We start from the raw sequence: 26,223 nt of genomic DNA, 5'->3' as shown, positions 1-26,223 counted from the left end.
CAAAATGACACTATCGGGAAATTAGCGCGCGCCGATATTGCTTAGGGGTTTGTCCTATATGCTGTTTAAACACTTTGGCGAAATAGCTACTGTTTTGATATCCGAGCTCTAAGGCCACTTCAGTAATAGAAGCGTGAGAATAGGCCAACTTCTTTTTTGCCAAGCTCACTCGATGTGATTGGATCCAGCTTGAAACCCCCATATTCAGCGTTTCCCTAAATGCGCGCTTCAAATAGCACTCATTGGTGGCTAACGCCTTTGAAAGAGAGGCAATATTCCAGTTGTCATTTGGCGACGCTTCAACCAATGCGCAAGCGCGTTCAACCAAAGTCTTAGGCTGCTTTTGAGCTAAAAGTAACGCCAATAACTCTCTTACTTTCCCCTGCATCCATAACAGCCGAACATCTCCGACAAAGTTACACTCCCAAATTGACTCGGCCACTGCTCGTAACTGCCCCTGAAGGGGCTGTTGCCACCCAGATTCATACAGGTCAAAAGGTTTAAACAGTTGGTCACTCTCAGGGGAAAGTCTCAGTGACAATGCATTATGTAATGGAAAATGAAAGCGAATCCCCTGCATTCGCCCCCCACTATCGATGGCAATTGGATTATGCGGTAACGGCGCCTGAACGATAGAAGCAATGCAACGGAAAGCAAACTGTTGGGGTGATGCGCTAGGATAAGCAGAACTGTAAGCGCCATTATCGCCAATAAAGCTGATATATAAACCCGTATCAACCGCATCATTAAAAGTGACACTGCCATTGGCAATACAATTGATGACATACGCGGTACCCGCCCCATCAAGGTCAATACATTCAGTGCTACCCGACAAATTCGCGACAGATTTCACGGTCTCGACGATACTTCCCATTGCGTTGTCCTACTCATCATAGTCAGCGTCCTACTCCTAATTAGGATCATGCAATAAATGATAATTATTATCAATATACTCAAACCACTTCAAAATCCGGGTTCAGCGAGAATTTATAGACTTGTCAGCAAAGCACTGCTTAGAAATCAAGGGGACTCAATCAAAAAGGCGAGCCTCGACGACTCGCCTAAAGGGAAGCGCCCTGTCTGACGACAACGCAGCCCCCACCTGATTGTTTATCCTCGACCTTCGTTGTGACGGTTAGGGAATAAATGTCAGTGAGTGGATATCCAGTTCATCCAAACCTTTGCTCAAGCTGTCCAGTTTTGCATCTGCTACCCAATCTTTCATGCTTCCCTGTCCATACTTAATGGTATGAATCAACACGTTTGCAGATAAATACACGTTGTGGATGACACCTGGCTCTATCGTAATTACCTCTCCTTCTCCATAGGTACGCATCGTCATACGATGTTGTTCTCTTATCGCTACGGCAATCCAGCCTGTTTGCACAATATAGATTTCACGCAGGGTGTGATGGAAATGACTGTTTTGCCAAGCCCCCTTGTCGGATGAACATGTCATCACATACGCTGACCTGTTATCAGCCACTAACCGGAAACGCTTCTCTCCGTTCTCCATCTGTTCAAAATGGCTTTCGATACCATACTTTTCTTTCGCGGCTTGCGGCAATATAGTACTCATAAACGACTCATATCCTCAGGCTTACCTCAAGAACGCACTTGCTTATAATGCAGATCACTCACCTCTCTGAGCCTCTGCGCCGCCTGTTCAGCAGTAAGATCACGTTGGGATTCTGCCAGCATTTCATAACCCACCATGAATTTTCGAATGGTGGCACTACGTAACAATGGCGGGTAAAACACGGCATGTAACTGCCAGTGATCGATGTTCCTCTCTGGGGAGAAAAACGGTGCATAATGCCAGCCCATCGAATAAGGAAATGAGCATTCAAACAAGTTGTCGTAGCGTGACGTCAGTTTTTTCAACGCTATCGTCAAGTCATCACGTTGCGCCTCAGTAAGCTCATTCATTCTGCGAACATGTGTTTTTGGTAACAGCATCACCTCGAATGGCCACACCGCCCAAAAAGGCACAATGGCTAACCAGTATTCCGTTTCGACAACAATACGCTCGCTGCTTTTAAGCTCTAATTCAACATAATCTAACAACAGGTTTGTGCCGTGCTTCTCGTAGTAGGCGCTTAAATTTTGATCCTTGCGGGTTAACTCGTTAGGCAGAAAACTCGTTGCCCATATTTGACCATGTGGGTGCGGCTGGGAGCAGCCCATACTCTCTCCCTTATTCTCAAATACTTGAACCCATAAGTAAGTTTTCCCTAACGTTTCTATCTCTCGATTCCACGTATCCACAATACCTTTGAGTTGATTTAAGCTCAGTTCGGGTAACGTCTTACTGTGATCGGCTGAGTAGCAAATCACCCGACTCACTCCTTGAACCGATTGCACCTGCATGAGTTCACTCGGCGGATACGGCATATCTTCTACGTCTGGCTTTAACGCTGAGAAATCGTTATCAAAAACATAGGTACCTTCATACAGTGGATTGCGATTTCCTGACACTCTTTCATTGCCGGCACACAGATAGCACTCGGGGTCATAGGGTGGTAATGCCACGGGTTGGATTTCATCCGTTTGACCACTCCAAGGACGCTTAGCACGGTGAGGAGAGACTAAAACCCATTGGTCAATAAGCGGATTGTAGCGACGATGGGGATTATCGATTGCAGAGAAGTTTAAAATAGACATGCGATTCCTTATGCATTAATGGTTTAAAAATCAATACCCTTTTGGGTTTTTGAACTGCCAGTTCCAGGCGTCCACACACATGTCTTCAATGCTGCGTTTCGCTTTCCAGCTCAGCGCTTTTTCTGCTTTTGTCGTCGATGCCCAACATGCGGCAATATCCCCCTTGCGGCGATCACATATTTCGAACGGAATGGATTGACCGCACGCTTTCCCGAAGGCTTTGACTAGCTCCAAAACACTGGTCCCTTTCCCTGTACCTAGGTTATAGGTATGAAGCCCCCTATTACCGCTTGCCTGCTTTAATGCTGCAAGATGCCCTGCGGCCAAATCCATCACATGGATATAATCCCGAACACCTGTCCCATCCGTTGTCGAATAGTCGTCGCCATAAATCGATAGTTTTTCCCTACGTCCGACAGCTACTTGAGCAATGAAAGGCATCAGGTTATTCGGCAAGCCGTTGGGATCTTCACCCAATAAACCCGACGGATGCGCACCAACGGGATTGAAGTATCGCAGCAAAGTAATACTTGTCTTCGGCTTTGCACTCGCATAATCCGATAACAGGCACTCCACCATAAACTTACTGCGGCCATAAGGGTTCGTTGTATTTCCAACTGACGCACTTTCAGTGATGGGTAATTCATAAGGGTCCCCATAAACGGTTGCTGAGGAACTGAAGACTAAATTATGTATGCCCGCTTTATCCATGGCATGAAGTAAGGTTATCGAACCCGCAACGTTATTTTCATAATATGCCACTGGATCAATGCTGGATTCTGCAACAGACTTTAATCCAGCAAAATGAATCACCGCACTGATGTTATGTGCCGAGAATATTTCATCAAGTTGTTTTGCATCCCTTATATCCCCAAGATAAAACTCAGGCCTTTCACCAGAAAGGCTTTCAATCCGATCAAGCACACCTATTTTACAGTTTGATAAGTTATCCAAGATAATTGGGGTAATACCTTCACATATCAATTGAACACAGGTATGGCTACCAATATAACCCAACCCACCAGTTACAAGAACTTTCATTTTAAATTCCTACATTCACCACCCTGAATAATTCTATTTGACATTCAAGGTGAAAAGATAATATCTCAATCTAAGAAGGGAAATCACCACCGCATAAAGCGGTGGCGTTTACACGATATATTCAAGCGACTTCAAGAAGCTTGCGAATCAACACTACCTATCTATGCTGTTCCGTTTTTAACCGCAGAAGCCTTAACTACCGCCTGATTTTTTCGGCTTTGTAAGAAGAAATAAAGCATCGCAAGCACCATCGAAACAACCGAAGCACCTACCCAAAATGTAATCGCCGCGTTGAAGTCATACACCTTTTGCTCAACACCATCGACCAACAATACGGAAGAAGTAATCAGCATACCGCTCAGCCACTCTTGGCAAGCAGCACCAATATAACTAAAGATACCTATCATTCCCATTGCCGCACCAGCCGCTTTCTTACCGGCAATATCAACAGCAATTAAGCCACCGAGTAACACTAATAATCCGCCCGTTGCAAACCCAAATAGTGCCATACCCAGCTTATCAGCCCAGTAAAAATGCTCGGGGGTAAAGAAGATCAAGCACATACCACCCACTTGCAGCAATCCGAAGAACAGTGTTACTGGGCCTCGTCGTGAGTTGAAGAGCGTATCGGAGATCCATCCAGAGGCGATTGAACCGAATATCCCGATAACGGCATAGATTGACATCACGCCACTGGCATCTAACAACTCGTAGCCTTTGTGTTCCTGCAAAAAAAGGATTGCCCAGTTATTTATCGCGTATCGGCTTACATACATCATTGCACTACTGATGCCCACCAGCCAAACTAGCGGATTTTTCAAAATTGTTTTTTGTTGCTCACTGATACTCTGGCTTGCATAAGGGCACGCCTCGTCGCGCTCTTTACCATGTTTATCAACGGTCTCATCTACGGGAGGTAAACCATAGGTTTCTGGCTTATCTGACAACATAAAGTAAAGAAACAAGGAGCCAACAACAGCAGCAATACCCGCGCCAATGAATCCCCAGCGCCAACCAAAAGCACCAACCAGCAGCGCCGTACAGACGAAACTCAACCCTTCACCAATATTGTGACTAATGCTAAACCAGCCATACACTGTTCCCATGCGCTTTTTGGGTACCCAGTTTGTTAGTGAGGAAATTGCCGGCGCAGCCCCCATCGACTGAAACCACCCATTTGCACCCCACAATACAACGAACAACCAAAAACTGAACGTAAACCCAAGCGCAAGGTTAATCAACGCCGACACCAGAAGGCCAAACGACATAAATCGTTTAATATTGGCGCGGTCAGCCAGAAAGCCATTGGTAAACTTACCGAATGCATAAGCTAAAAACAGTGCAGAACCAATCATCCCCATTTCTTGGGTTGTTAAGAAATTTTCGTCTAACATTGGCTTCTTAACAACGGACATACTTAACCTAGCGACATAAAATATGCCGTAACCTATTGTGGTTCCAAATATGGCCATCCACATATGACGAGTATGTTCCTTTTCTATCACCTTATCGTCTGTAACACGATTTTTAGATATAGGTCCTATCTTGAAAAAATCTATAATACTTCTAATCATAACCTGCCTCTAGAACATTGACTCCAGAGCGATGCTAAAAATTATTCATAGCCAGAATGATAAACTAGGCATTACATCAACATCAATTAGCATAAATTTAAGTTTAACATGGCTATATTTTCCAGCACGCAGCCGAAGCTCGTTAAGTATAGTAATAAACTTAACTTGATGAAGCGAACATGTACGCTTATACGATTATATTGATATTACTTAACCATCTGACACATTATTTCCTTACTGTGTCAGGACTTATCCTTTGATCTATTTAAATATCAGAGTACTGTCCCCCTCGATAACATTACTACCTAAAAAGCACACAGGATTGAAATAGCGACAACCCAATCTTTTTATAGTAAAAGTTTATTAATAAATACTCAAGCCACCTAAAGGTGCTTGTTCAGTGAGGTTAAGCCAGCCAACATTATGCTCTGGTTTATTATTTTTACTTACATTTATGCAGGCAGTCACTGCCGCAACGCTACCTAGAACGCATGTGATTCAACTCAATCCGCTTAATCTCCTCGCCGCCATCAGATCAGTCATTCCGATTGACACAAGATTAATATATTACATTGTGTAATGTAATATATTTGATCGAGACATGTGATGAGCATCATGCATAAAAGGCATTTACAGATTCTTATAGAGGATTTTCGGGATATTTACAGACAATCAAAGCTATTTTGTTAGGCAAAAATGGCGTGTGTAGCTGACAAGCCGAGCAACACGCGTAGAGTCAGCGCCTAGACGAGTGGGTAGCGAGAGACGAACAGGTCAGCAAAAGAGCGAAAGGCCCTTTCACATGACCATTGAGAAACAGTGAGGTTGAGCAATGAGAGGACTGATGGGTGTCAGCTATTTTTAAACACTCTTCCAGAATAGCGTGCAGGATTAATCAACGCGTCGATAGGCAACACTGCCGCCCCTAGATGGGGGTTATCATCCGTTGCGGCCTGAATGATATCAGGTGGATCAATGACGAAGTCTTCGCCAAACTCACGTTTTGCGGCAAGATTTCGATAAATATCCTTCAGTAACTGCGGTGCCAATGTGCCCCCGACGACAATTGCCTGCGGCGCAAAAGTGCGCGCAATGACCAAACAAAGCCACTCCAATTGAACGTGCGAGCGTGATAACCAATCTTGAACGCAAGGAAGCGTTAAGTGGGTATCTTCAATTTCATCCAAACGCTCAACATGAACGCCGTTGTCCTTCAAAGTATCGAGAAGATCTTGCCCTGATGGCCGAGGCTGAGACTTGGGAAACAGCCCCCCAAACTCCGCAGCAACATGGCTATGCCCGGTATACAAGCTTTGATTTATCACCGCTGCACCACCGATACCGTAAGATAACCAGACGTAACAATAGTTTTGGTAGGACTTACAGGAACCATAATATAACTCCGCCAAACAGGCGGCTTTTGCGTCATTGATATGGTACATGGGAAAGTCAAAATAGTCGGAGAAACTGCCTTTTAACTCAGCAGTAGGCCAATCGGAGAACTGGCGAATTTTTGCTGTTCCCTGCTTAGTATCAATGTACTGGCCAGGGTAAGTGATTCCGCCGCCTATAATCCTATCTGGATTACATCCCGACTGTTCAATCAACACATCAACACTGCGGCTGGCCTTTTCCATAATGACATTAAAGGCCCTATTCTCAATGGGAAAACGCTGCTCAGCAAGTATGTTACCTTCTAAGTCCGCTAAGCAAGTACGGAGAACATCAGGGTCAAAATAGATACCCACCGTTAAAATACTATGGGGTTTTATCTTTAATAATTTGGATGGAAAGCCTTTTTTTCCTTTCTTTGCCGGGTCTGGGATCTCTTCAAGTATGCCTAAATCTAATAGTTCATTCGTCAAGCGCGTGATGGTCGCAGGTGTCACGCCGAGTTCCTCAATCAATGCCGCTCGTGCTGAAGCTCCATGTCGATGCACATGCGAGACAATCCGTCGTATATTTAACTTTGAAAAGGCACTCGATACCATTCTTCCCTCTAAAACATTATTTTAAAATTGAAAATATCCTCCAACAGTATACTCAAGCCACTTCAAGATGCTAGTTCCGCGAAAACTTCAGCTGGTCAGCAAGGCATTGCGGTGAATATCGAGTGAGCTACATCAGAAAGCAGTAGCAAAAATGGCGAGCTTAGATAACTCGCCCGGTAAAAGGGTTAACGCACTATTCGCTGACTAATTCAACTGACTCACCTTCCCCGATCAGATGCACTGGGTCGACACGTTGGCCGACGAGTTTGATACCATCATGGTTATAAAAGCTCTGGTGGGTAAAAATGAAACCGTGATAATGACGGGCGATGGCCAGCAATACTTGCTGCGCCCTTGCGTCGGCAAGAAACGCCGGTTCAATGACACATCCCACAACATCTTCCGTGTTGCGTATACGTCGCCTAAAACTCACGAGTTCACTCGCATCTAAATCGAACAACCCAACCCAATTATAGATGCCTTCGATCTGTACGTCTCTATCGACCCATTCTTTTCGCGCCCCAAGTCGAATAGAGAGATCCGGCCAAGCAATAAGGTAAGACAGCTCATCATCACTGTGGATCGCTTGAATATCTGCTTCGGGTGCGAACTGCTGTAAGCTCGCAATATTCAAGTCGAATTTACTCGATAGATAGATCCCTGCTTTATCTGATGCCTGAACAGCGCAATGCCAGCTCAGCAGCCAAATCACAAGAACAAAACTAAGTTGTCGCACCCTTATCTAACTCCCATGTTATGGCTGCTTTCTCTGTCGCTATCATCAATCCGGCGAAACTACACCATTCGGATTAATTCAGCCACGATATGGATAGTTAAAACCTAACAAAGCCACACCTATTAAACACGGCAGACACGAGGAAAAATGCGGGATAGCACGCAATTAATGGTACAGAAGAAAGGAATATTCGACACAGATTCCAAGACAACAAAAGGTTATATGGTCACTAATACTGAGACAAAATCGCATAAATCACCAACAATGATCTTATGTTCCGTATTTTACGCTTAATGATGGCACTGCTTTTCCTCATAAACGAGATTTTCTAAAAATCGTTTATCCGCAAAGCCAGAAGTGACGACTTATCGTTGCATTTGAAGCCGTTCAACTCCGCCAATGCGCTAACCACCTTAAGGTGCTAACGACGAAGAGGACTCGCGTATCGAGTCCAAGTCAAAAGTGTAATCGGTTACTTTTCGTGTGAAGATGTAATACTCGTACGAGTTCGAACGCTTTCTATTAAACCCCTTTTACGTATTGTGGGTTTACCGTATTCCTTGGCAGGTCGTCCGCCCGATCACCGCGTAAAAGTGCATTGATATTTTCAACCAATGAGTATGGGGTTGTTTCTAAAACAGTGTCAGTTTCTACTTGGGTGAGATCAACCAATAATTCATCGAATCGTCTCGGTAAGTCAGCGATAACTTGGACATTTAGGTGGTGCTGCGCGGCATACAACCGATTGTAACTAGCGACTTGTTTATCGATAATGTACTGCATACCACTCCGCTGCGTAATACGCGTCTGTTTACGACAACGGGGTAAACAACCTTTATTCATTATGTGTTTTCTACAACCGCTACTGCGCTGAAACAAGCATTGTCGACTCGTCATTAGCGTCACTGGATTGTAGACACGATGATGCAAGGTAAAGCCTTCAGGACAAACAAGGCGCTGCATCTGTTTCTTACTCAGCTCACTCGAAACGAATGCCCCGACGCATCCAAACTCATCTTTTAAGCATTTCAACGCCCACGAATTTGCGATATTCATCTCTGGGCCAGCAATCCATTCAATACCAAGCTGACTCGCTGCGTAACCAAGGCCACTGTTATCAGAAACAATCCGTTCAGGTTGCCACTTTTGAAGCAACGCGACCGCGGCCTCATAGTCATCGCCTATTAATATCGCAGGAAACCACGGGACAATATGCCGATCATGTTCAAACAAAGCGTCTAATTGGGTGCCAACCTTGGCAAGGTTATCAGGGAGACGGTAATAGCATTGCGTTTCATCCTCAAAGCCACGCAACTGGGACAGTGATGAAACCACAATCGCGGCTGGAGAGACACTTTGCGTTTGCAGCTTACCTTCAAGATCTGCGACTTCTGTTGTCAATGTCCGCCCTTTTAAGCTTTGCGGCGTGCTTCTTTTCAGCACCACCTCATCCAGTCGCTTTTGCATATCCTGAATGATAGCGGTTTTATCCTGATAAAGTGCTTGTTTAACGGCCTTAAACGTTACCTTGTCACTCGATAGCTTTGCACGATAATGCGGCGCAAAGTCCTGCGGATCATCAATATACATCGCCTTCCCGACTTGACCGGAGAGATAGCCGTTGGAAAAGTCACGATTAAATACCGTATAGAGCGCTGACTTGTCGGCTAATGGCACCTGCTCGGTTTCATATCTATCAATTTGCTGACGCCACTGTCCGACCACTTGATATACGTAATGCGGTTTCTTAATTCGCCCTTCAATTTTCAATGAATAAACGCCAGCATCGGCCAGTGCCGCCATATCGTCAAAGGCAGAGTTGTCTTTCATATTCAATGGGTAGTTCGCGCCAGCAGCCGTGGTTTCAAACTGATCTCGACACGGCTGGCTACAACGCCCACGATTGCCCGACGCCCCGTTTCGAAATGAACTCGCATAGCAATGCCCTGAAAAGCCGATACAATATGAGCCATGGACAAACACTTCAGTTAAGAGATTGCACTTTCGCCCATAAGAAGCCAGCGCTTTTATTTCATCTAATCTTAGTTCCCGCGAAAGATTCACGCGACTGGCACCTAACTGACTAACCAACGCCATTTGACCCATGTTGTGCGTATTCATTTGGGTTGATGCATGCACATCAATATGAGGAAAGTAACGTTTGAGCAGGTAAGCGAGGCCTAAATCCTGAACAATGACACCATCAACATCTGTCTGCGTTAACTGCTCTAGTAAACGCAATACGGCGGGAATTTCACTCTCTAAGATCATAATATTGAGAGTGATGAACACTTCGCAGTCATGCTGATGTGCAAAGGCAATTAGGCCATCTAAGCTTTCTAGCGTGATGTTTTGAGCGCGATTACGTGCATTGAACCGATCAAGCCCGCAGTACACCGCATCAGCCCCTGCCAATATCGCCGCTTTCACCGCGTCTTCGTCACCGCCTGGTGCTAACAACTCAAATTTTTTACCTGCAACCGCCATAACCGCCCCTCAAAAACCGAAGCGAGGTATTCTAGCGGTTAGCCTTGATTGCAAATATGTACTGCATCAATAAAGCGAGAGGTATTCTTCTCCGTGTCAGGCGCGTTCAAAGAATGAAATTACGCCATAACACGATAGGTGAAGATTTTCCCTATCTAGATATCCTTGTAGCGAGAATCGCATGAAGCCGCTAACGAAAAACTTTCTTACTCAGCCTCTGAGCTCTTTTTTGTCTCTTTCTGATAGTGTGACAACGCATTCATCACTTTATCAAAAATGCCATCTTTGCCTTCCCATGATAAGCCAGTCATCGCCTCTATCGCTTCAAACACACTATCAACCGCGATAACCTCAAAGCGCCCTTTTTCCATGGCCGTAAGGACAGACTTTTTCAGCATCAAATGTCGGGCGTTGCAAGTCGGCACAACCACACCAACAGACTGTTTCGGATGAAGACGCTGACTCACATCGAAGAAGCCTTCCAACTTCTCGTTCACACCGCCGATCGCTTGAGACTGACCGAACTGATCCATCGAACCTGTGATGGCCATGTTCTGCTTGATTGGAATCTCCGCGATGGCCGATAACAAAGCAATCAACTCTGCCATTGACGCACTGTCACCATCGATAACGCCATAAGACTGTTCAAAGGTTAGTGTTGCTTTAATAGGTAACGCCGCTTGCTTAGCGAACAGCGACTCTAAAAACGCAGTAAGAATCATCACGCCTTTGTCGTGAATCGCACCACTCAGTTTAATGATCCGTTCAATCGCAATCACTTCCCCTTTGCCAATCGCACAGGTCGCTGACAAACGGCTTGGCAAACCAAACGCATACTCCCCGGTACTAAGTACGGTGAGTGCATTGATCTGCCCGACTTTATCACCTTGCAAGTCAATACGTGTCGCCCCTTCCTCGAAAGAGAGCAGCATCTGATCACGGGCGCGACTCATACGTTGCTCTTGGCTATCCAGTGCTTGCTCAATATGTTTGGCTCTGATCAGCGTGGACTCACTTTGCACCGACCAGTAATGCGCTTCTCGAAGCAGATTGGCAATTTCAGCAGAGTGCAGAGACAACTTAAATTGATCATCCGCTTGGCGCGCACTGAACTCGATGACTCGACAAAGTGCGTTGCGATCACAGTGGTTCAAACCATTTTCATTGACAATACTCGAAATAAATTTGGCGTAGTTCATTTCGCCTTCTGGCGTACGCGGCATCTCCTCCTCAAAATCCGCTGTTACACGAAAGAGTTCTACAAATTCAGGATCGTATTGCTGCAATAAGCGATAGGTATGCCTATCCCCAAACAAAATGATTTTCACGTTGAGTGGAATCGGTTGCGGTTCAAGTGAAAGCGAACCGGATAGAGTGACTTCGCGCTCCAACGAACTCATATCGAGTTGCTGTGAACGCAGCGCTTTCTTCAAGCCATCCCACACGTACGGTCGCTCAAGTACTTTAACAGCATCCATCATCAACACACCACCGTTGGCGCGATGCATGCTACCACCACGCAGCAAGGTAAAGTCGGTAACTACCGTCCCCTTAAACGTGGCGGTTTCTGCATAGCCAAATAAGCTGTGATAACTTGGACTCTCTTCAACCACAATCGGCAGACAATTGTCTTTATGTGTCACTAAAGCATTGACTTGATAACGGCGCGGGAGTTTTTTACCGGTAATCGCATAGGCAATGTCCGTGTGTGACTCTTTATCATCAAGGAACATATCAAGATTTTCGATAACATCTGCTTGCAATGCATCGATGTATTCAAGTACTTCTGGAATGTCGCCATAGCTCTCTTGAATCGCTTCAAAATGGTGCGCCATCACGCTAGTGGCAATTTCTGTCTCTAGTTTTTGCTGTTGATCAACAAACTTCTCTTCCCACTCGTTCATTAGTCGCGAGATACCGCGGAGCTTTTTCTCCAAACTATTGATGGCATCTTCTACGGCCTGTTGCTCAGCGTCGGGCAACTCAGCAAACGTCTCTTCCGTATGAGCATCTTCACCGTTCATCGCAACAAATTGATAATCACCTTGTGTGGTTAGCGATAAACTGACGCCGTGTTTTTTTGCTTCTTCGGTTATCTTGTTTAGCGCATGCTCTTGCTTGGTCGTTAGTTGCGTTTTAATTTTTTCTGCACGCGAGTAATAAAGGTCATTATCAAAGGCCAATGGTAAGGCTGTCAGCAGTTTGTTGATGATGGCCTCGATATCCTTTTTGAATTGCGCACCATTGCCCGGTGGAAAAGCGATTTTTTTTGCATAGCGACCATCATCAAAATCGGCGACATAGACCCAATCAAACGTATGCCCATTCGCGACAGGATGACTTTTCAGATAACGCATAACCATAGTGCGCTTGCCAAGCCCATTATGACCAACAGCATAAATGTTATAGCCTTTGCCGGGCATCGACATGGCAAAATGCACCGCTTGTTGTGCCCGCGCTTGACCAACAATTTCATCCAAGGGAGGAAGCGATTTCGTAGAAGGATCACTGAAAAGTGCTGGATCCGTTGTCGCATAGGCTTGCGACACTTTCAAAGAGTACGACATGAATGCACCTAGATAAGTTGTTGTTATATACCCAGTTTAGTCAACAAACTCGCGACATGTTGTGACATAAGGTGCTTTCAGCCCTCCAGCTTGGCGTGTTTGGTTAAGGTTTGAACAATATTCCAACTTATTCTGTGCTGAAGCAAACTGCCTCAAGATGCGTGTTTAGCGAGGCACTGCTTTGAAGATCTAGTCAACTAAATCGAAAAGGTGTAACAAAGGTGGCGAGCCTAGAAACCTCGCCCTTCGGGAAGTGACTTGCGCGCCGAGGTTAAGGCAAATGTGATAGGAATGGTTTGCCATTTAAAATACGTTTAACATAGATATCAGTGTGCTAAACGCTGCCACTCAAGCAATCTAAGCGCGTGATGCATTACACCTGATGTCTGTTAACCAGTATAAAACGTCTAAGTCACTCAATTTTGATGCCAAAATTCTCTAACAAAACTGCAGGTTGCTCAGCTGTTACGTTTCGCTCCTCTGGTTGTTCTCCCTCACCCGTTATGACGAGTTTATTGCCAGACAAGGTAATGCGCTTATCACCATCTAAACGTGTCACTAGTACTTTCTGAGTAAACGATGATTCGCTTGACGTTTCGATAAAGGTACATACCTGCTTAAAGTCAGCTAAACCCACAGGCTGGCGCTGAAAAGCATAACGATATTGCCACTTTCCTTCATTAAAAAAGCACAGTGCCAAATCGTTCATTGCATATGGTGCAATTTTGTATCTCACGCCCTCACCAACAGCTTCATTGGGCGAATCAATGTCTAGGGGCGGACCAAAATACTTCCCATTACCGACATCGACAAGATAAGTTTTGCCTTCAAGATTGACGAGCAAGGCCATATGATCAAAATGATTTCGAAAAGTCTCACCCGGGAACATCTCAGCGGCAATCAATTGAACATCAAACCCTATCTCTGACAGAACCCAACAAAACAAACTGTTGTTTTCAAAACAGACACCACCGCGATGATTCACCACGATTTTCGCGAAGACATTTTCTACGCTGAAATCAAGTGGTACGCCCGCCATAATATCGAGGTTTTCAAAAGGTACGCTATTGAGAAAACGCCACTGAAGTTCTGTAAGGCACGCCAGATTAACAACGGTATCTCCTTGATATTGAATGCGATCCAAAAAATCGTCAATGTTCATACTGCTCTGCCTTGCTCCCAACGACACCATACCAAAACGCGATCAATGTTTACTTCACCAACATCGCTGCACCAAAGACGCCCGCGCTATCGCCTAGCTTAGGTTTCACCAGTTTGGTCGCCACGTCTGGATTAAAGATATGTTTTTTAATTGCTGCTGGCGCATAGTCGTATAAGGCATCAATGTTGCCAACCCCGCCACCGATCACAATCACATCCGGGTCTAGAATGTTGATAACAACGGAGACGGCTTGACCAAAATGCTCAACCAAATGGGTCAAGGTATGACGGCACAAACCTTCACCTTCTTCCGCACCTTGGGCGATACTTTTCAAACTGCGCTTTTCGCCGGTTAACTCAAAATAGAAGCGCTCTAGAGAAGGGCCAGCAATGACAGTTTCAACACAACCACTTTTGCCGCAATAACAGTCAACACCATCGTCATGCACCAAGGTGTTGTGGCCCCACTCGCCACCAATACCATGATGACCATTGATCAGTTCACCATTCACAACGATACCAGCACCGACACCCGTGCCTAAGATCACCCCAAAGACCACTTTAGCGTCAGGGTCAACATCTTGTACCGCACCCAAGCGGGCTTCAGCGAGCGCAAAACAGTTGGCATCATTGGCAAGCTTGACTTCACAATCAAGCAGAATTTGCAGGTCTTTATCCAGTGGCTGACCATTGAGATGTGTCGAATTGCAGTTCTTCATGACACCAGACTGAGGATCAATGGTACCCGGCGTGCCAAAGCCGATAATATCTGGATACTCACCGACTTTTTCAGCGCAGCTTTCTATCAAATTACGGATATTATCGAGCACATGACGATAACCCTGATCACCTTCAGTTGGCGTTCGCTCACGCAGAATGCATTCATCTGTTTCGCGATCCATCACGGCGCACTCAATCTTAGTACCGCCTAAGTCGACGCCCCAATAATAGTTCTGCATGCTTTGCTCCCAGCTCCTTATCCGTTGACTCGCTGATTTACTTCGCTTTTTCGTTTCGTTCACATTAATTATGCACAAACAAGCATAGTATGTTCTCTACTCACAACAAACAGAAGGCAAAGCAGAGATGACTGAAGGTAAATACTTACGCTGGAAAGACGAACAAGGCAACGACTTTCGTCCAGTTTCGCTAACTGGGACAGCTTTATTGAATGACAGAACCCTGAATAAGAGTACGGCCTTCACTTACGAAGAGCGTGAAGCATTTGAGTTAGACGGCCTACTTCCGCCTCGCGTCCAGACTTTCGAAGATCAATTAAATCGTGTTTATGCTGGGTTTACTCATCTCGATATTGATATCGAAAAATACCAATACCTTCGTGCCCTGCAAGATCGGAATGAAACCCTCTTCTATGCCCTGCTCTCTCGTCATGTCGATGAGATGATGCCCATCATCTATACCCCAACGGTCGGAAAAGCCTGCCAGCAGTTCAGTCACCGTTACCAAAAAGCCCGTGGCCTCTACATTACTGAGGACAATGTTAATCAGATACCTGAACTATCACGGCACTTTCAAGGTAAAGACATCCGCATTATCGTCGTGACCGATAGCCAAGGTATTCTTGGCATCGGCGACCAAGGTGTTGGTGGCATGGGTATCCCGATTGGTAAATTGTCTCTCTATACCTTAGGTGCAGGCATTCACCCTGCTCATTGTCTCCCCATTGCACTGGATGTGGGTACAGATAACGCCGATCTCCTCAACGACCCTATGTACCTCGGTGTTCCTCGACGTCGAATGCAAGGTGAAGAGTACCATCAATTTATCGAACGCTTTGTAACACAAGTAAGACGCTGCTTCCCTCAAGCGGTATTGCAATGGGAAGACTTTAGCAAATCGAATGCATTCGATAATCTCACCAAGTACCAACAAGTTCTGCCTTCATTCAATGATGATATTCAAGGCACGGGCGCGGTTACTCTCGCGGGTATTCTGGCGGCGATGCGGACCAAAGACGCATCGCTTAAAGATCAATTGATTGCGATATACGGCGCTGGCGCAGGGGGCGTCGGCATCGCCGATCAAGTTTATGCGGGCTTGCTCAAGGAAGGTTGCGACCAAGCCAGTGCCAAAGCGCGCATCTTTGTATTGGATTCCCAAGGCGTCATCTTTGATGACCGCGATAATTTAGACGCGTATAAACAGCGCTTCGCGCAACCAGCCTCGTTACGTGATGAGTGGGGTTCGGGCCTCAAAGTGTCGCTTGATGAATTACTCGACAAACAACGAATCACCATACTGATTGGCGCAAGCGGCGTGGGGGGCGCTTTCAAAGCGAGCCATGTCTCCGCAATGATGAAACACACATCGCGCCCCGTTATCATGCCACTTTCAAACCCAACGGCGAACTGCGAAGCACTGCCACAAGATCTCTATGATTGGAGCGATGGCCAAGCCATTGTTGCAACAGGCAGTCCCTTTGGCGCGGTCATCTATCAAGATACACAGTATCGCATTGGCCAAGGCAACAATGTCTTCATTTTCCCCGGTGTCGGCTTAGCAGCTATTGTGGCGAAGCTTCCTACCATTGGCTTAGATATCTTTACGACATCTGCCTATGCCCTCGCTGAGTGTGTCAGTGAGGAAGACATTGCGAAAGGTTGTGTTTTCCCACCCGTCAATGAGCTCCGTCAGGTATCACTCCATGTTGCGAGAAAGATTCTTGAAGACGTCTGTGTGAAACACCCAGATTGCAATATCTGCGCGGTAAACATTGAAGAACATTTAGAGGAGCACATGTGGGAGCCGGTTTATCTGCCATACCGACGCGTATAAATAGAGAGACCGCATAGCCCTTGCAACCAAAGGAACGGCGATTTAGTATGAAAACTATCACTATCAACTAATTTGATATGTAATACCCGAAAATATGCAGAAAAAACACACAGGCTTGTGATTTCACAAGCCTGTTTTTCATTGCCAAGTTAAAAAGAGCGAGGAGCAGAGAACTCATAGCATCATAAACTCGCATTAAAAAATAATGGTAAGCCATTGAATGAAATGCGAATTATGCACTATAGACCTTCGCCAACGACGCCGGATAACCTCGATCCATCGCTAACGCCATTGCACGTTCCTCAACCTTTTTCGCATCAGGTTGCGGTAATGCGACTGGGTTGGTATGCATCAATAAACTTGATGATTTTAAATGACTCAATAGCGCTTCTGCGACCGTTAATGCTGATGAAGCTTTCACAATCTCAGCGCGAGCATACCGTTTCCCTTCAAACGAGATGTCTGCAGCGCGCAATGTTGGATCATCGCCGGGAATTTGTTGCGCACCACACAAAGGTTGCCCCGCGTATTCCGCGCTATTGAAACTTGGCATATATTGGCCAAAGTGCGTGATGGCTCTTTCTGTTCGCTCGCGCTGCTCACTAGGAGGCCAACGATGGGCGATTTTCTCTTCGAACCCTTGCGCCAAACGAGGTTGCGCATCAGAGCGGGATGAAGAAACCAATCCGGTTTTAAACAAGGTGATGTCTTCAGTCATGCCATGCAGTTGGAAATAACCATCAGCGTAAGGCGTAAACTGAGCCATGCCTTGCGGCGTACCACGTTCGCCATGAATGATGATTTCTGGCCAGTAACCTGAACCTGCGGGCCAATGAGAGACAAAGGCCGCTTTATACTCCACCATGCGATCTCTCGCTGCGCCGATCATATTGTCTATCGTACCTGTCTGATAGCCACAAGCATTGATAATAAAATCGACGGTTTGGGTGCCTTTGTTTGTCTCGACCTGCCAGCTATCTTCCTGCTCATGCAAACCGATCACTTTTGTGTTGAGTTGGACGTCAGCACGAGGAGCTTCCGCTAGCAGCAACTCCGCTGTCGACGCCATGCGAAATACGCTTAACCCATACTCTTGAACGAGCACGATAGGAAATTTTAACTTATCAAGATCTATCGTCTGCGCAAAAGGAATCATCCAATCATCAGGCTGCTGAGGGACTTCGACGCGTTGACGGCGTTGCAGCGCTTCCATCTCTGGTCGGGTGTAAAATCGATAATAATCCTTCGCTTCCCCCATCACTTTATTTGATGGATCTTTTGCAATTAACTCCGCATAAGCCTGTTCCAATAGGGCTAAACGTGGCGCCAGTGCATCGGGTGAACCTGGGTCACTCACGGGCACCGCAATCACTGTCGGTCGAACGTTGGCACAGTGTGGAAACTGTCGTAATGTCGCAACAGATTGTTCCAGCAACGTCAAGCACTGCTCATCGCTGATCTCGCGATACAAGTTACCGCCTGCATGCAGATGGCAAACCGGCGGTCCATTGACTAAACTTTCACCCGCCTCGAACAGGGTCACATTGAGCCCTTGTTCAGCGAGATGCATCGCCACTGTTGCGCCCGCAATACCGCCACCGATAATCCCCACACGGAAAGGATTCATTCTTTGATAGTCCATCGTCACTCAATAATAAGGATCTGTATTCTACTGAGACCTAGCGCACATTTAAACCCCAGTACGCCATGGTCTTTCTGTCAATGGCACACTTTTTGTGCTGTTAATACAGCAAGTTAGCCTAGACTCGATAATCAAAGGTTTCTACGCACCAAAAAATGATGGCGATCACTCAAATTTTGAGAAACTGCGATCGAGGCAAATTTATCCACTAAGTAACTGACAGAATACTTTAAAACCCCAATTACAGTCGGTATAGTGCCGAAAAAATTCAACGATTTGACGGAGAGTTTATGCAGTTCCATTACGTCACACGCGCAATTTTTCGCTCCCATGGGCATGTGTTAGTGGTCAAAGAGAAAGGGAGTGAAAACAGCTTTCTTCCGGGTGGCCATATCGAGATTGGTGAAGCTGCAGAAAAAGCGCTTCAGCGTGAATTTGAAGAAGAATGCGGGATTAAAGTCGATATCGAGTACTTTATGGGCGCAGTGGAATCCCAATGGGTTGAACACCAATCAGAGCACCATGAAATTAATCTGATTTTCTCTGTCAATTCGCCAGACGTCAGTTACCCTACAGGTATCCCGTCATTAGAACCGCACCTTGTTTTTCAATGGGTTCCGGAAAGCAAAATTGATCAAGTAAACCTGTTACCTGCACCTATGGTCACACTGATCCAACAAGACACCACTGACGCTTTTTGGGGCTCTTCGCTACTTGAAAAGTAGTCGAGTTGAGTGTGCGGAATACCTAAACGAAAAATAAAAAAATGGCCCGGAGACCGGGCCAAAAAATAAGTTTGAACACATAACTTATAAACAAAAACGGGTATCAGAAGTGGTTCCGTTCAACAGAACTTCACCATTCCGATACGTACCCCACTATTCCCTGCTTCACAAAAGGCATTGCCTTATCGCACAACAAGTCGGTCATGAGATACATAGCCAAGCTATTTCTGAAAACGAGATAAACAAAAATAACTTGGGTATGCAGTGAATCGTACCGAGGCTAGAGAGAGTGTGGTTTGTAACGAACAAACCACACCCTTTAAAACCATTACGCTGACGCTAGCTCTTGTTCTTGCTCTTTCTCTTCAACCACATTCAAGTGATTACCAAATAGAGGACGAATCGCTTTGATAATGTTTGAGCGCGCAATCAAACCAATCAACTCGCCGTGCTCAACCACTGGGTAGCAGTGAGGACGATTAATTTGCATGGTGCGGGCACGCTCATAAAGCGGCATGCTGCTCAAGCGGGTTGCGATACCCATATCACTGACAGGGTAAAGCACGTTTTTATCAATCGACATGTACTCAGCAATTTCTAAAATCGAATTATCTGGGCTCACCGTGTGGACTTCTGTCTTCATCAAGTCTTGCACCTGACGCTCATGATTAGGCATGTACTCTTCACACCACAAATCAACAAGCACGTCATGAACAGAGAAGAAGCCAACCAAGCGGTTATCTGTTGTCATCACTGGCGCACCAGAAACGTCGTTATCGATTAAAATATCCAGCGCCTTAGCAATTGGCATTTCAGGCAGAAGGGTCAGTGAAGGTGTAACCATGTGATCACGAACTAGCATGTTATCTGTCATGTTGATGTCCTCGAATAATTGTTTTCCGCCTGAAAAATCAGGGGTGACGATGGTAGCGGTTGGCAATGGGCCCGGTTTTGCACTGAAAATGGCCCAGTAACTCAAGCCGACCAGCACCCCACCACCGACAATATTGCCTAGCGTTACAGGTATTAAATTTGCTGTTAAGAAATGGCTCACAGTCAGATCAGCATACTGCGATGCCGGAGCCCCGATTTGCAGCCAAAAGCTGTCTGGCGCAAAGTTTTTAATCACGATACCTAAAGGCACCATAAACATGTTGGCGACGCTGTGTTCAAACCCAGTGCTGACGAACATCGCCACGGGTAGAATAAGTACGCTCAGCTTGGTTAGCGTGTTATTTGAACAAAACGTCATCCAAATCGCTAAACAGACCAATAGGTTACATAAAATGCCCAAGCTGAATGCTTGCAGCGGCTCATGGTGCAACTTGTGCTGGGCGATATTCAGAGCGTTTAAGCCCCACTGCCCGCCATCCATGATATATAGCTGCGCCATTGCGACTAAACCAAGCAGCAACATCGCGCCAAGGAAATTACCGATATAGACCTTGCCCCACGTTTTCAGCATGGTGAACGCCGAAATGTCTTTGTTGGCGCAAGCAATGCTGGTTAATACCGAACTGGTAAAGAGCTCACCGCCACATAGCACAACAAGAATCAAACCTAAGCTAAACGCGATACCACCAATTAAGCGGTTAACTCCCCAGCCAATATCACTGTTGCCTGTCGTCACCGTGATATAGAAGATAAATGCCAAGCCAATGAAGACACCTGCTGTCATTGCTAAGCCAATTGTCATTGACGTCGACTTACTCGCTTTCCCGATGGCGTAAGTCTCGGCCTTCTTCATCATCTCTTTTGGTGACAGGTGATGAAGATCGTTATATATCGTTGATTGCATTCAACACTCCTGGCTCACTTAGTCATTTTTCTAGGTCAAAGCAATCAGCGATGCCCCGTGACGTCCTATCACTAAAAACGCTAAGGATGTTTACGTTTCTGAACGAGAGCTAGACTAGGGTTTAAGTGGCTGAGAGTAAAATTGATTTTTCTTTTATCCCATATCATAAAAATTGATAGGGCTTTTGTGGTAAGATCTGCCTTGCTCAGCGCAAGACAATCATTGAGGTATTATGCGTTACTCATTAAAACAACTCGCCGTGTTTGAGGAAGTGGCTTCGTCCGGAAGTGTCAGTAAAGCGGCAGAAAAGTTATCGTTAACCCAATCCGCCGCCAGTATGGCACTTTCTCAATTGGAGAAGATGCTCGGTCGTCCCTTATTCGAACGTCAAGGGAAGCGGATGTCACTCACTTACTGGGGGACTTGGCTACGTCCACGCGCCAAGCAGCTACTTTTCGACGCGCAGCAAATTGAATTAGGTTTTTATGATCAACACCTTGTTAGTGGTGAGATCGACCTTGCTGCCAGTCAAACAGCGGCAGAACATCTCCTCCCTGATTTAATCAGTATTATTGATAGAGACTTCCCCGAACTACGCATTAATTTTAAGGTGAATAACACTCAGCATGTTATTGACCGCGTGAGGAGTTTTGAGAGCGATCTTGGAATAATCGAAGGACGTTGTGACGATAGCCGCTTACAACAAGAAGTGTGGTGTCACGACCATTTGGTGATCATCGCGGCGAACCACCATCCCTATGCCAAGCTTGATCAAGTCAGTCTTGCACAGTTAGAGCAAGCGAAATGGGTACTACGTGAACAAGGCGCGGGTACGCGTAAAATCTTTGATAGCGCTATGCATGGGGTGATCGAAGATCTTGATGTGTGGCGTGAGTATGAGCAAGTTCAAGTGCTTAGAACACTCGTTGGCAATGGCCAGTACCTCAGTTGCTTACCCTATTTAGATGTCGTGAAGTTTGTTGAACGTGGTGAACTCGTCGCATTGAATGTGCCAGAACTCAATATGCAGCGTACCCTCTCTTTTATCTGGCGCACTGACTCGGTAGAAAACCCACTTCGCGATTGCATTCGACGCGAAGCCAAGCGGATGATCAAGCAGCGTCACCTCGACATGTAATCAGCAACCAAACAAAAACCGCGCCAGTGTCAATTGATAACAAGGCGCGGTGTTGTTTAAGAGAACCTTTCGACTTCTTCCTGCCGTTGTTCCTCTTTGCGCCACCACCCGGGTAATCGCTGAATCTGAGCAATAATCACGCCACCTAACACCAGCGGCATCCCTATCGCGTGAAAAACGGTTAGCTGTTCATCCAGCATTATTGACGCCAACAACGCAGAAAAAACCGGGAGAAAATTCATATACATCGCGGCATTCCCAGCGCCTAAGCGCTCAATAGAGCGAATCCATAGCCAAGGCGCTAACACAGAAATTGCCAGCCCTGCATAAAGGACAATAGGCAGTGCGTCAGCGCTAATCGCCTGACTCTGCGCATTGAAAAGGAGTGGCATCAGCAACAGCACAGCAACGCTCACTTGTACATAGACCATTTGCCAGCTGGTTAAAAACGCGAGGCTCCACCGCTTTAAGAGAACACAATACAAGGCATAAGTCGTTGCTGCGCCTAACATTAACGCGTCACCAAGCACCATACCTTGGGAAAACAGCTGCGCTAACTCACCCCGGCTCAACATAAACGCAAGCCCGCCTAAGGAAATCGCAGTACCGACGAGCGCGCGTCCTTTAATACGTTGTCCTAATAGTTGTGCCGACATAAACAGGCTCAACAAAGGCACTAAGGCCATAATAAGCGCCATGTTTGTCGCGGTTGTCGTATGCGCGGCGTAGTAGCCTAAGGTCTGGTTTAACACCATCCCTAGCCCCGCCAGAATAGCAATCTTGCCTAAGTGCGGTTTGATTTGATGTCGCTTTCGCCACACCGCAGGTAAGCAAAACGGTGTTAACACAAGGAAAGCGACAAACCAGCGATAAAAGCTCATCGCGCCGGGCTCGATGACGCCAGCAGCCATGCGGTTTGCAATGGTATTGCCACCCCATAGCAACACCGTAAAAAGCGCTAAAAAATGGTACATATCAGATTCAAAACCAATAATAAGAAAAACGGAACAGAACGGAACTGGCAGAGGAGCATATCTGCCTCTGGTGATTATGCAACGTCTGATTTATTATATATATCTCCAATCGGACAATGCATATCGCTGGAAACCATGATCACGACCATTCCTGCCTCAACCAACAACGAACAGCCGTTAGCGGACACCTTTCTTACCTTTGATGCCTTTAAATCAAACACAGAAACCCATCCTCACCACCATCGCTGGGGGCAATTACAAGTGATCAAAGGTGGACTACTTGAACTCGCTACTCCTAAGCGCCGGTTTCTAACCCCACCTAACCTCGGTATCTGGGTACCCGCACATACGACACATTTCAGCTTTAACCGCCAGCCCATCGAATATTGCGCAATCAACATTATCGCTAGCCTCTGCGAGGGACTGCCCAAGCAAACCTGCCAAATTCCCATATCACCTATCGTGACCGCCATTGTTGACGACTTTCGGCGTCGCCAAATTCGGGTACCGGAAACAGAGCAAGATAAGCGCATGCTTGCCGTCATGCTTGATCAAATTCGTGCTGCAAAACCAAGCAACCCGTTTCTCCCATCGAGTCAACACAAGTTACTCGCACCCATACTCAATAAGTTAGAACGCTTTCCGGATCACAATCGTACACTGCAAACGTGGGCTGCAAGGCTCCACACCACAGAGCGGACACTCGCACGGCACTGCCAGAATGAATTAGGAATGAGTTTCACTGAATGGCGCACTCGCCTACGCTACGTCACCGCAGCAAAACTTTTGCGTGAAGGGATGGCTGTAAAAGAGGTGGCATTGACACTTGGTTACCACCAAACAAGCCCATTCATTACCATGTTTAAAAAATACGCCAACACCACCCCAGAACGGTATCGACAAGCGCTGTTGGCTGAGCGAGAAGCAGAACGGGGCACTGATATATAAAGGTTTAGTGCCTCGATTCTGCTAACGCATTGAGTTCACTCGATTGAATCGGCTTTCACCAATGAATTAAACGCACTCCTTGCTTGCTGGGCTTGCTCTGACAGCCATTGTTTCTCTGCTTGCGCGTCAATCAGGGCTTGAGAGAGTTTTTCCAGTTCTTGCTGCATCACTACAGGTAAGTGATGGTCGGCGTACTCCCTATCTTCATAATGCGCTAACACAAATGCCCGCATCTTCTTGCGCTGTTGCATCACCGCCGCCATGGCTTCACGCTCTGCTTCTGCGGCGGCTTGGGCGAGATCTCGCTGCTTCTCAAACTTTGCCAATGCGATACCCTGCCGCGACCACGGGTCAATATGTGGTAACGCTTCGATGTTGATGGTCGGCTCTTCGTACTCCTCTTGATGTTTGATATCGAGGCTGGCCGCCCTGATAAAAGAGACCATGAGCATGACGGAGATAACCAACAAAGGCAGTCCCCCAACAATGGCCGCTGTTTGCAACGTCGATAATCCCCCCACAAACATCAGTACCGTTGGTAAGAAAGAAAGAGTAAACGCCCAAAACAAGCGGTTCCAACGTAAGGGTTCAGTGGTGACTTCTTTTTGAACCACAGAGGCAAGAATATACGAGATGGAATCGAACGACGTCGCGGTGAAGATGATACACAACAAGGTAAAAACGCCAATCACCGCCAAACCCAACGGCAAACTTTCGAGCATTGCGAAGATCGCCGCGGGAGCACCTTGACGATTTAAGATTTCAATGACGTCGAGCTCACCGGTTAGTTGCAAGGACAAGCCATAGTTTCCTAGCACGATGAAGAAAAGAAAACACCCCATCGAACCATAAAAAATGGAACCTGCAATCATCTGCTTGATTGTTCTGCCCCGCGAAATTTTCGCAATAAACAACCCCATACAGGGTGAAAACACTAACCACCACGCCCAATAGAAGATGGTCCAGTCTTGGGGGAAATGCGTGTCATCAAACTGCCCGTAGCCACCAAAGGGTTCGGCCCAGGTAGCCATCACAAAGAAGTTGGAGAGCATACGACCCAGTGAATCCAGTCCCGTCTCCAACATGAAAACTGTCGGACCTGCCGCAAGCACAAACAACAATAGCCCCATCGCACCGTAAAAGTTGATATTGCTTAACAGCTTGATCCCTTTTTCCATTCCCACATAGGCGGAATAACCAAAGAGTACCGTGCAAACCAGTAGCACCCCAGCCTGACTCAGGGTGTTATTCGGTAGGCCAAATAAGTGATGCAATCCACCATTAATCAGGGGTGCAGCCAAACCGAGTGTTGTTGCCGCCCCGCCGAGCATACCAAAAATAAAGCAGATATCGATACATTTACCGACTGGGCCATTCGCGCGGCGCTCACCAATAACAGGCATCAATGCACTGGAAATTTTGAGTACCGGTTGTTTTCTTACATAGTAAAAATAGGCAATCGGTAATGCGGGTATCAAATAAATTGACCAAGCAATGGGCCCCCAATGAAACAAACCATAGGTGGCAGCCCAACGTATCGCTTCCTCACTTCCTGCTTCGAGTTGGAACGGCGGCGCTTGATAGTAGTAGGCCCACTCAATACATCCCCAGTAGAGTATGCTGGCGCCGATTCCGCCACAAAACAGCATTGCGGCCCACGATGCCGTACTGAACTCCGGCTGCTCATCGATTTCACCAAGCTTAATTTGTCCGAAGTCGCTAAAGAGACAATAAAGCATGAAGACAATGGCAGAGATACCCAGCGCAAGGTAAAAAACACCCAGTTTATCTGTCATTAAGTATTTGGCAGAGGCAATCCAATCCGCACCTTGGACTGGAAATAAAATCAGGGGTAGGACTACCGCAAGTAGCAAAAACATCGCACCGAAGAAGGTTGGACGGTCGATCAAGGAAAAGGCTTTTCCCATGTGTGTTTTATCCAATAAGAGACAAGTGCGCCATTATGGTGAGCGCACGCCAC

Annotated in this window: 19 protein-coding genes; 4 read left to right on the top strand and 15 right to left on the bottom strand. The window is 46.4% G+C overall.

Annotation, left to right across the window (positions count from 1 at the left end; translation table 11 throughout):
• Positions 1 to 10 precede the first annotated feature (10 nt).
• The 11 genes from TSUB_RS19510 to TSUB_RS19460 form a co-directional block, all read right to left on the bottom strand.
• A complete protein-coding gene (locus tag TSUB_RS19510; protein ID WP_087023131.1) occupies positions 11 to 874 on the bottom strand; it encodes an AraC family transcriptional regulator in 864 nt (287 codons plus the stop codon).
• Positions 875 to 1,135: 261 nt separating this feature from the next.
• On the bottom strand, positions 1,136 to 1,579 hold the full coding sequence (locus TSUB_RS19505; RefSeq protein WP_087023132.1) for a cupin domain-containing protein: 444 nt from the start codon (positions 1,577 to 1,579) through the stop codon (positions 1,136 to 1,138).
• A 26-nt stretch (positions 1,580 to 1,605) separates the two neighbouring features.
• Positions 1,606 to 2,664, bottom strand: coding sequence for a UDP-glucose--hexose-1-phosphate uridylyltransferase (locus TSUB_RS19500; protein WP_087023134.1), 1,059 nt, complete (start codon positions 2,662 to 2,664; stop codon positions 1,606 to 1,608).
• A 30-nt stretch (positions 2,665 to 2,694) separates the two neighbouring features.
• Positions 2,695 to 3,705 carry a UDP-glucose 4-epimerase GalE gene (gene galE, locus TSUB_RS19495; protein WP_087023136.1) on the bottom strand — a complete coding sequence of 337 codons (1,011 nt, stop codon included), beginning with the start codon at positions 3,703 to 3,705 and terminating at the stop codon, positions 2,695 to 2,697.
• 161 nt (positions 3,706 to 3,866) lie between these two features.
• A complete protein-coding gene (locus TSUB_RS19490) occupies positions 3,867 to 5,177 on the bottom strand; it encodes an MFS transporter (RefSeq protein ID WP_343231792.1) in 1,311 nt (436 codons plus the stop codon).
• A 953-nt stretch (positions 5,178 to 6,130) separates the two neighbouring features.
• Entirely contained in the window at positions 6,131 to 7,219 is a 1,089-nt protein-coding gene (locus TSUB_RS19485; protein WP_246616519.1) for an ROK family protein, read from the bottom strand.
• A 244-nt stretch (positions 7,220 to 7,463) separates the two neighbouring features.
• Positions 7,464 to 8,006 (bottom strand): hypothetical protein, encoded by a 543-nt coding sequence (locus TSUB_RS19480; protein WP_087016860.1) that lies wholly within the window; start codon positions 8,004 to 8,006, stop codon positions 7,464 to 7,466.
• A 522-nt stretch (positions 8,007 to 8,528) separates the two neighbouring features.
• Complete coding sequence (locus tag TSUB_RS19475) at positions 8,529 to 10,493, bottom strand: peptidase U32 family protein (protein WP_087016862.1); 1,965 nt, start codon at positions 10,491 to 10,493, stop codon at positions 8,529 to 8,531.
• Positions 10,494 to 10,699: 206 nt separating this feature from the next.
• Positions 10,700 to 13,060: a Lon protease family protein gene (locus TSUB_RS19470; protein WP_087016864.1), complete on the bottom strand. Its 2,361-nt coding sequence runs from the start codon at positions 13,058 to 13,060 to the stop codon at positions 10,700 to 10,702.
• Between the two features lie 412 nt (positions 13,061 to 13,472).
• On the bottom strand, positions 13,473 to 14,222 hold the full coding sequence (locus tag TSUB_RS19465; RefSeq protein ID WP_159064774.1) for an arylamine N-acetyltransferase family protein: 750 nt from the start codon (positions 14,220 to 14,222) through the stop codon (positions 13,473 to 13,475).
• Positions 14,223 to 14,271: 49 nt separating this feature from the next.
• Positions 14,272 to 15,180, bottom strand: a complete 909-nt coding sequence (locus tag TSUB_RS19460; protein WP_087016868.1) for an ROK family protein — start codon at positions 15,178 to 15,180, stop codon at positions 14,272 to 14,274.
• 127 nt (positions 15,181 to 15,307) lie between these two features.
• On the opposite strand from TSUB_RS19460, the gene TSUB_RS19455 reads away from it, so the two are divergent.
• On the top strand, positions 15,308 to 17,017 hold the full coding sequence (locus TSUB_RS19455; protein ID WP_087016870.1) for an NAD-dependent malic enzyme: 1,710 nt from the start codon (positions 15,308 to 15,310) through the stop codon (positions 17,015 to 17,017).
• Between the two features lie 232 nt (positions 17,018 to 17,249).
• Here the strand turns inward: TSUB_RS19455 and TSUB_RS19450 are convergent, their stop codons facing one another.
• A complete protein-coding gene (locus TSUB_RS19450; RefSeq protein WP_087016872.1) occupies positions 17,250 to 18,659 on the bottom strand; it encodes an FAD-dependent oxidoreductase in 1,410 nt (469 codons plus the stop codon).
• Positions 18,660 to 18,949: 290 nt separating this feature from the next.
• On the opposite strand from TSUB_RS19450, the gene TSUB_RS19445 reads away from it, so the two are divergent.
• The gene (locus tag TSUB_RS19445; RefSeq protein WP_087016874.1) at positions 18,950 to 19,384 is read left to right on the top strand and encodes an NUDIX domain-containing protein; all 435 of its coding nucleotides are present in this window, start codon (positions 18,950 to 18,952) and stop codon (positions 19,382 to 19,384) included.
• 328 nt (positions 19,385 to 19,712) lie between these two features.
• On the opposite strand, the gene focA is transcribed toward TSUB_RS19445, so the two are convergent.
• Complete coding sequence (gene focA, locus TSUB_RS19440; protein ID WP_087016876.1) at positions 19,713 to 21,182, bottom strand: formate transporter FocA; 1,470 nt, start codon at positions 21,180 to 21,182, stop codon at positions 19,713 to 19,715.
• Between the two features lie 232 nt (positions 21,183 to 21,414).
• On the opposite strand from focA, the gene TSUB_RS19435 reads away from it, so the two are divergent.
• Positions 21,415 to 22,320, top strand: a complete 906-nt coding sequence (locus tag TSUB_RS19435; protein ID WP_087016878.1) for a LysR substrate-binding domain-containing protein — start codon at positions 21,415 to 21,417, stop codon at positions 22,318 to 22,320.
• Positions 22,321 to 22,376: 56 nt separating this feature from the next.
• On the opposite strand, the gene TSUB_RS19430 is transcribed toward TSUB_RS19435, so the two are convergent.
• The gene (locus TSUB_RS19430; RefSeq protein WP_087016880.1) at positions 22,377 to 23,294 is read right to left on the bottom strand and encodes a DMT family transporter; all 918 of its coding nucleotides are present in this window, start codon (positions 23,292 to 23,294) and stop codon (positions 22,377 to 22,379) included.
• Between the two features lie 135 nt (positions 23,295 to 23,429).
• On the opposite strand from TSUB_RS19430, the gene TSUB_RS19425 reads away from it, so the two are divergent.
• Positions 23,430 to 24,242, top strand: a complete 813-nt coding sequence (locus TSUB_RS19425) for an AraC family transcriptional regulator (RefSeq protein ID WP_087016882.1) — start codon at positions 23,430 to 23,432, stop codon at positions 24,240 to 24,242.
• A gap of 35 nt (positions 24,243 to 24,277) precedes the next feature.
• Here TSUB_RS19425 and TSUB_RS19420 read toward each other — a convergent pair whose 3' ends face one another.
• The gene (locus TSUB_RS19420; protein WP_087016884.1) at positions 24,278 to 26,170 is read right to left on the bottom strand and encodes a BCCT family transporter; all 1,893 of its coding nucleotides are present in this window, start codon (positions 26,168 to 26,170) and stop codon (positions 24,278 to 24,280) included.
• Positions 26,171 to 26,223 lie beyond the last annotated feature (53 nt).

Origin of the sequence: Thaumasiovibrio subtropicus (assembly GCF_019703835.1) — a bacterium.
Lineage (GTDB): Bacteria > Pseudomonadota > Gammaproteobacteria > Enterobacterales > Vibrionaceae > Thaumasiovibrio > Thaumasiovibrio subtropicus.
The sequence above is the reverse complement of the archived record's forward strand: the minus strand, read 5'-3'. Positions and strand labels throughout refer to the sequence as shown.

Bases quoted from the DNA above. Each gene is read 5' to 3' on its own strand.
- TSUB_RS19510 (WP_087023131.1), bottom strand. From the start codon at position 874: ATGGGAAGTATCGTCGAGACCGTGAAATCTGTCGCGAATTTGTCGGGT.
- TSUB_RS19505 (WP_087023132.1), bottom strand. From the start codon at position 1,579: ATGAGTACTATATTGCCGCAAGCCGCGAAAGAAAAGTATGGTATCGAA.
- TSUB_RS19500 (WP_087023134.1), bottom strand. From the start codon at position 2,664: ATGTCTATTTTAAACTTCTCTGCAATCGATAATCCCCATCGTCGCTAC.
- galE (WP_087023136.1), bottom strand. From the start codon at position 3,705: ATGAAAGTTCTTGTAACTGGTGGGTTGGGTTATATTGGTAGCCATACC.
- TSUB_RS19490 (WP_343231792.1), bottom strand. From the start codon at position 5,177: ATGGCCATATTTGGAACCACAATAGGTTACGGCATATTTTATGTCGCT.
- TSUB_RS19475 (WP_087016862.1), bottom strand. From the start codon at position 10,493: ATGGCGGTTGCAGGTAAAAAATTTGAGTTGTTAGCACCAGGCGGTGAC.
- TSUB_RS19470 (WP_087016864.1), bottom strand. From the start codon at position 13,060: ATGTCGTACTCTTTGAAAGTGTCGCAAGCCTATGCGACAACGGATCCA.
- TSUB_RS19465 (WP_159064774.1), bottom strand. From the start codon at position 14,222: ATGAACATTGACGATTTTTTGGATCGCATTCAATATCAAGGAGATACC.
- TSUB_RS19460 (WP_087016868.1), bottom strand. From the start codon at position 15,180: ATGCAGAACTATTATTGGGGCGTCGACTTAGGCGGTACTAAGATTGAG.
- TSUB_RS19455 (WP_087016870.1), top strand. From the start codon at position 15,308: ATGACTGAAGGTAAATACTTACGCTGGAAAGACGAACAAGGCAACGAC.
- TSUB_RS19450 (WP_087016872.1), bottom strand. From the start codon at position 18,659: ATGGACTATCAAAGAATGAATCCTTTCCGTGTGGGGATTATCGGTGGC.
- TSUB_RS19445 (WP_087016874.1), top strand. From the start codon at position 18,950: ATGCAGTTCCATTACGTCACACGCGCAATTTTTCGCTCCCATGGGCAT.
- focA (WP_087016876.1), bottom strand. From the start codon at position 21,182: ATGCAATCAACGATATATAACGATCTTCATCACCTGTCACCAAAAGAG.
- TSUB_RS19435 (WP_087016878.1), top strand. From the start codon at position 21,415: ATGCGTTACTCATTAAAACAACTCGCCGTGTTTGAGGAAGTGGCTTCG.
- TSUB_RS19430 (WP_087016880.1), bottom strand. From the start codon at position 23,294: ATGTACCATTTTTTAGCGCTTTTTACGGTGTTGCTATGGGGTGGCAAT.
- TSUB_RS19425 (WP_087016882.1), top strand. From the start codon at position 23,430: ATGATCACGACCATTCCTGCCTCAACCAACAACGAACAGCCGTTAGCG.
- TSUB_RS19420 (WP_087016884.1), bottom strand. From the start codon at position 26,170: ATGGGAAAAGCCTTTTCCTTGATCGACCGTCCAACCTTCTTCGGTGCG.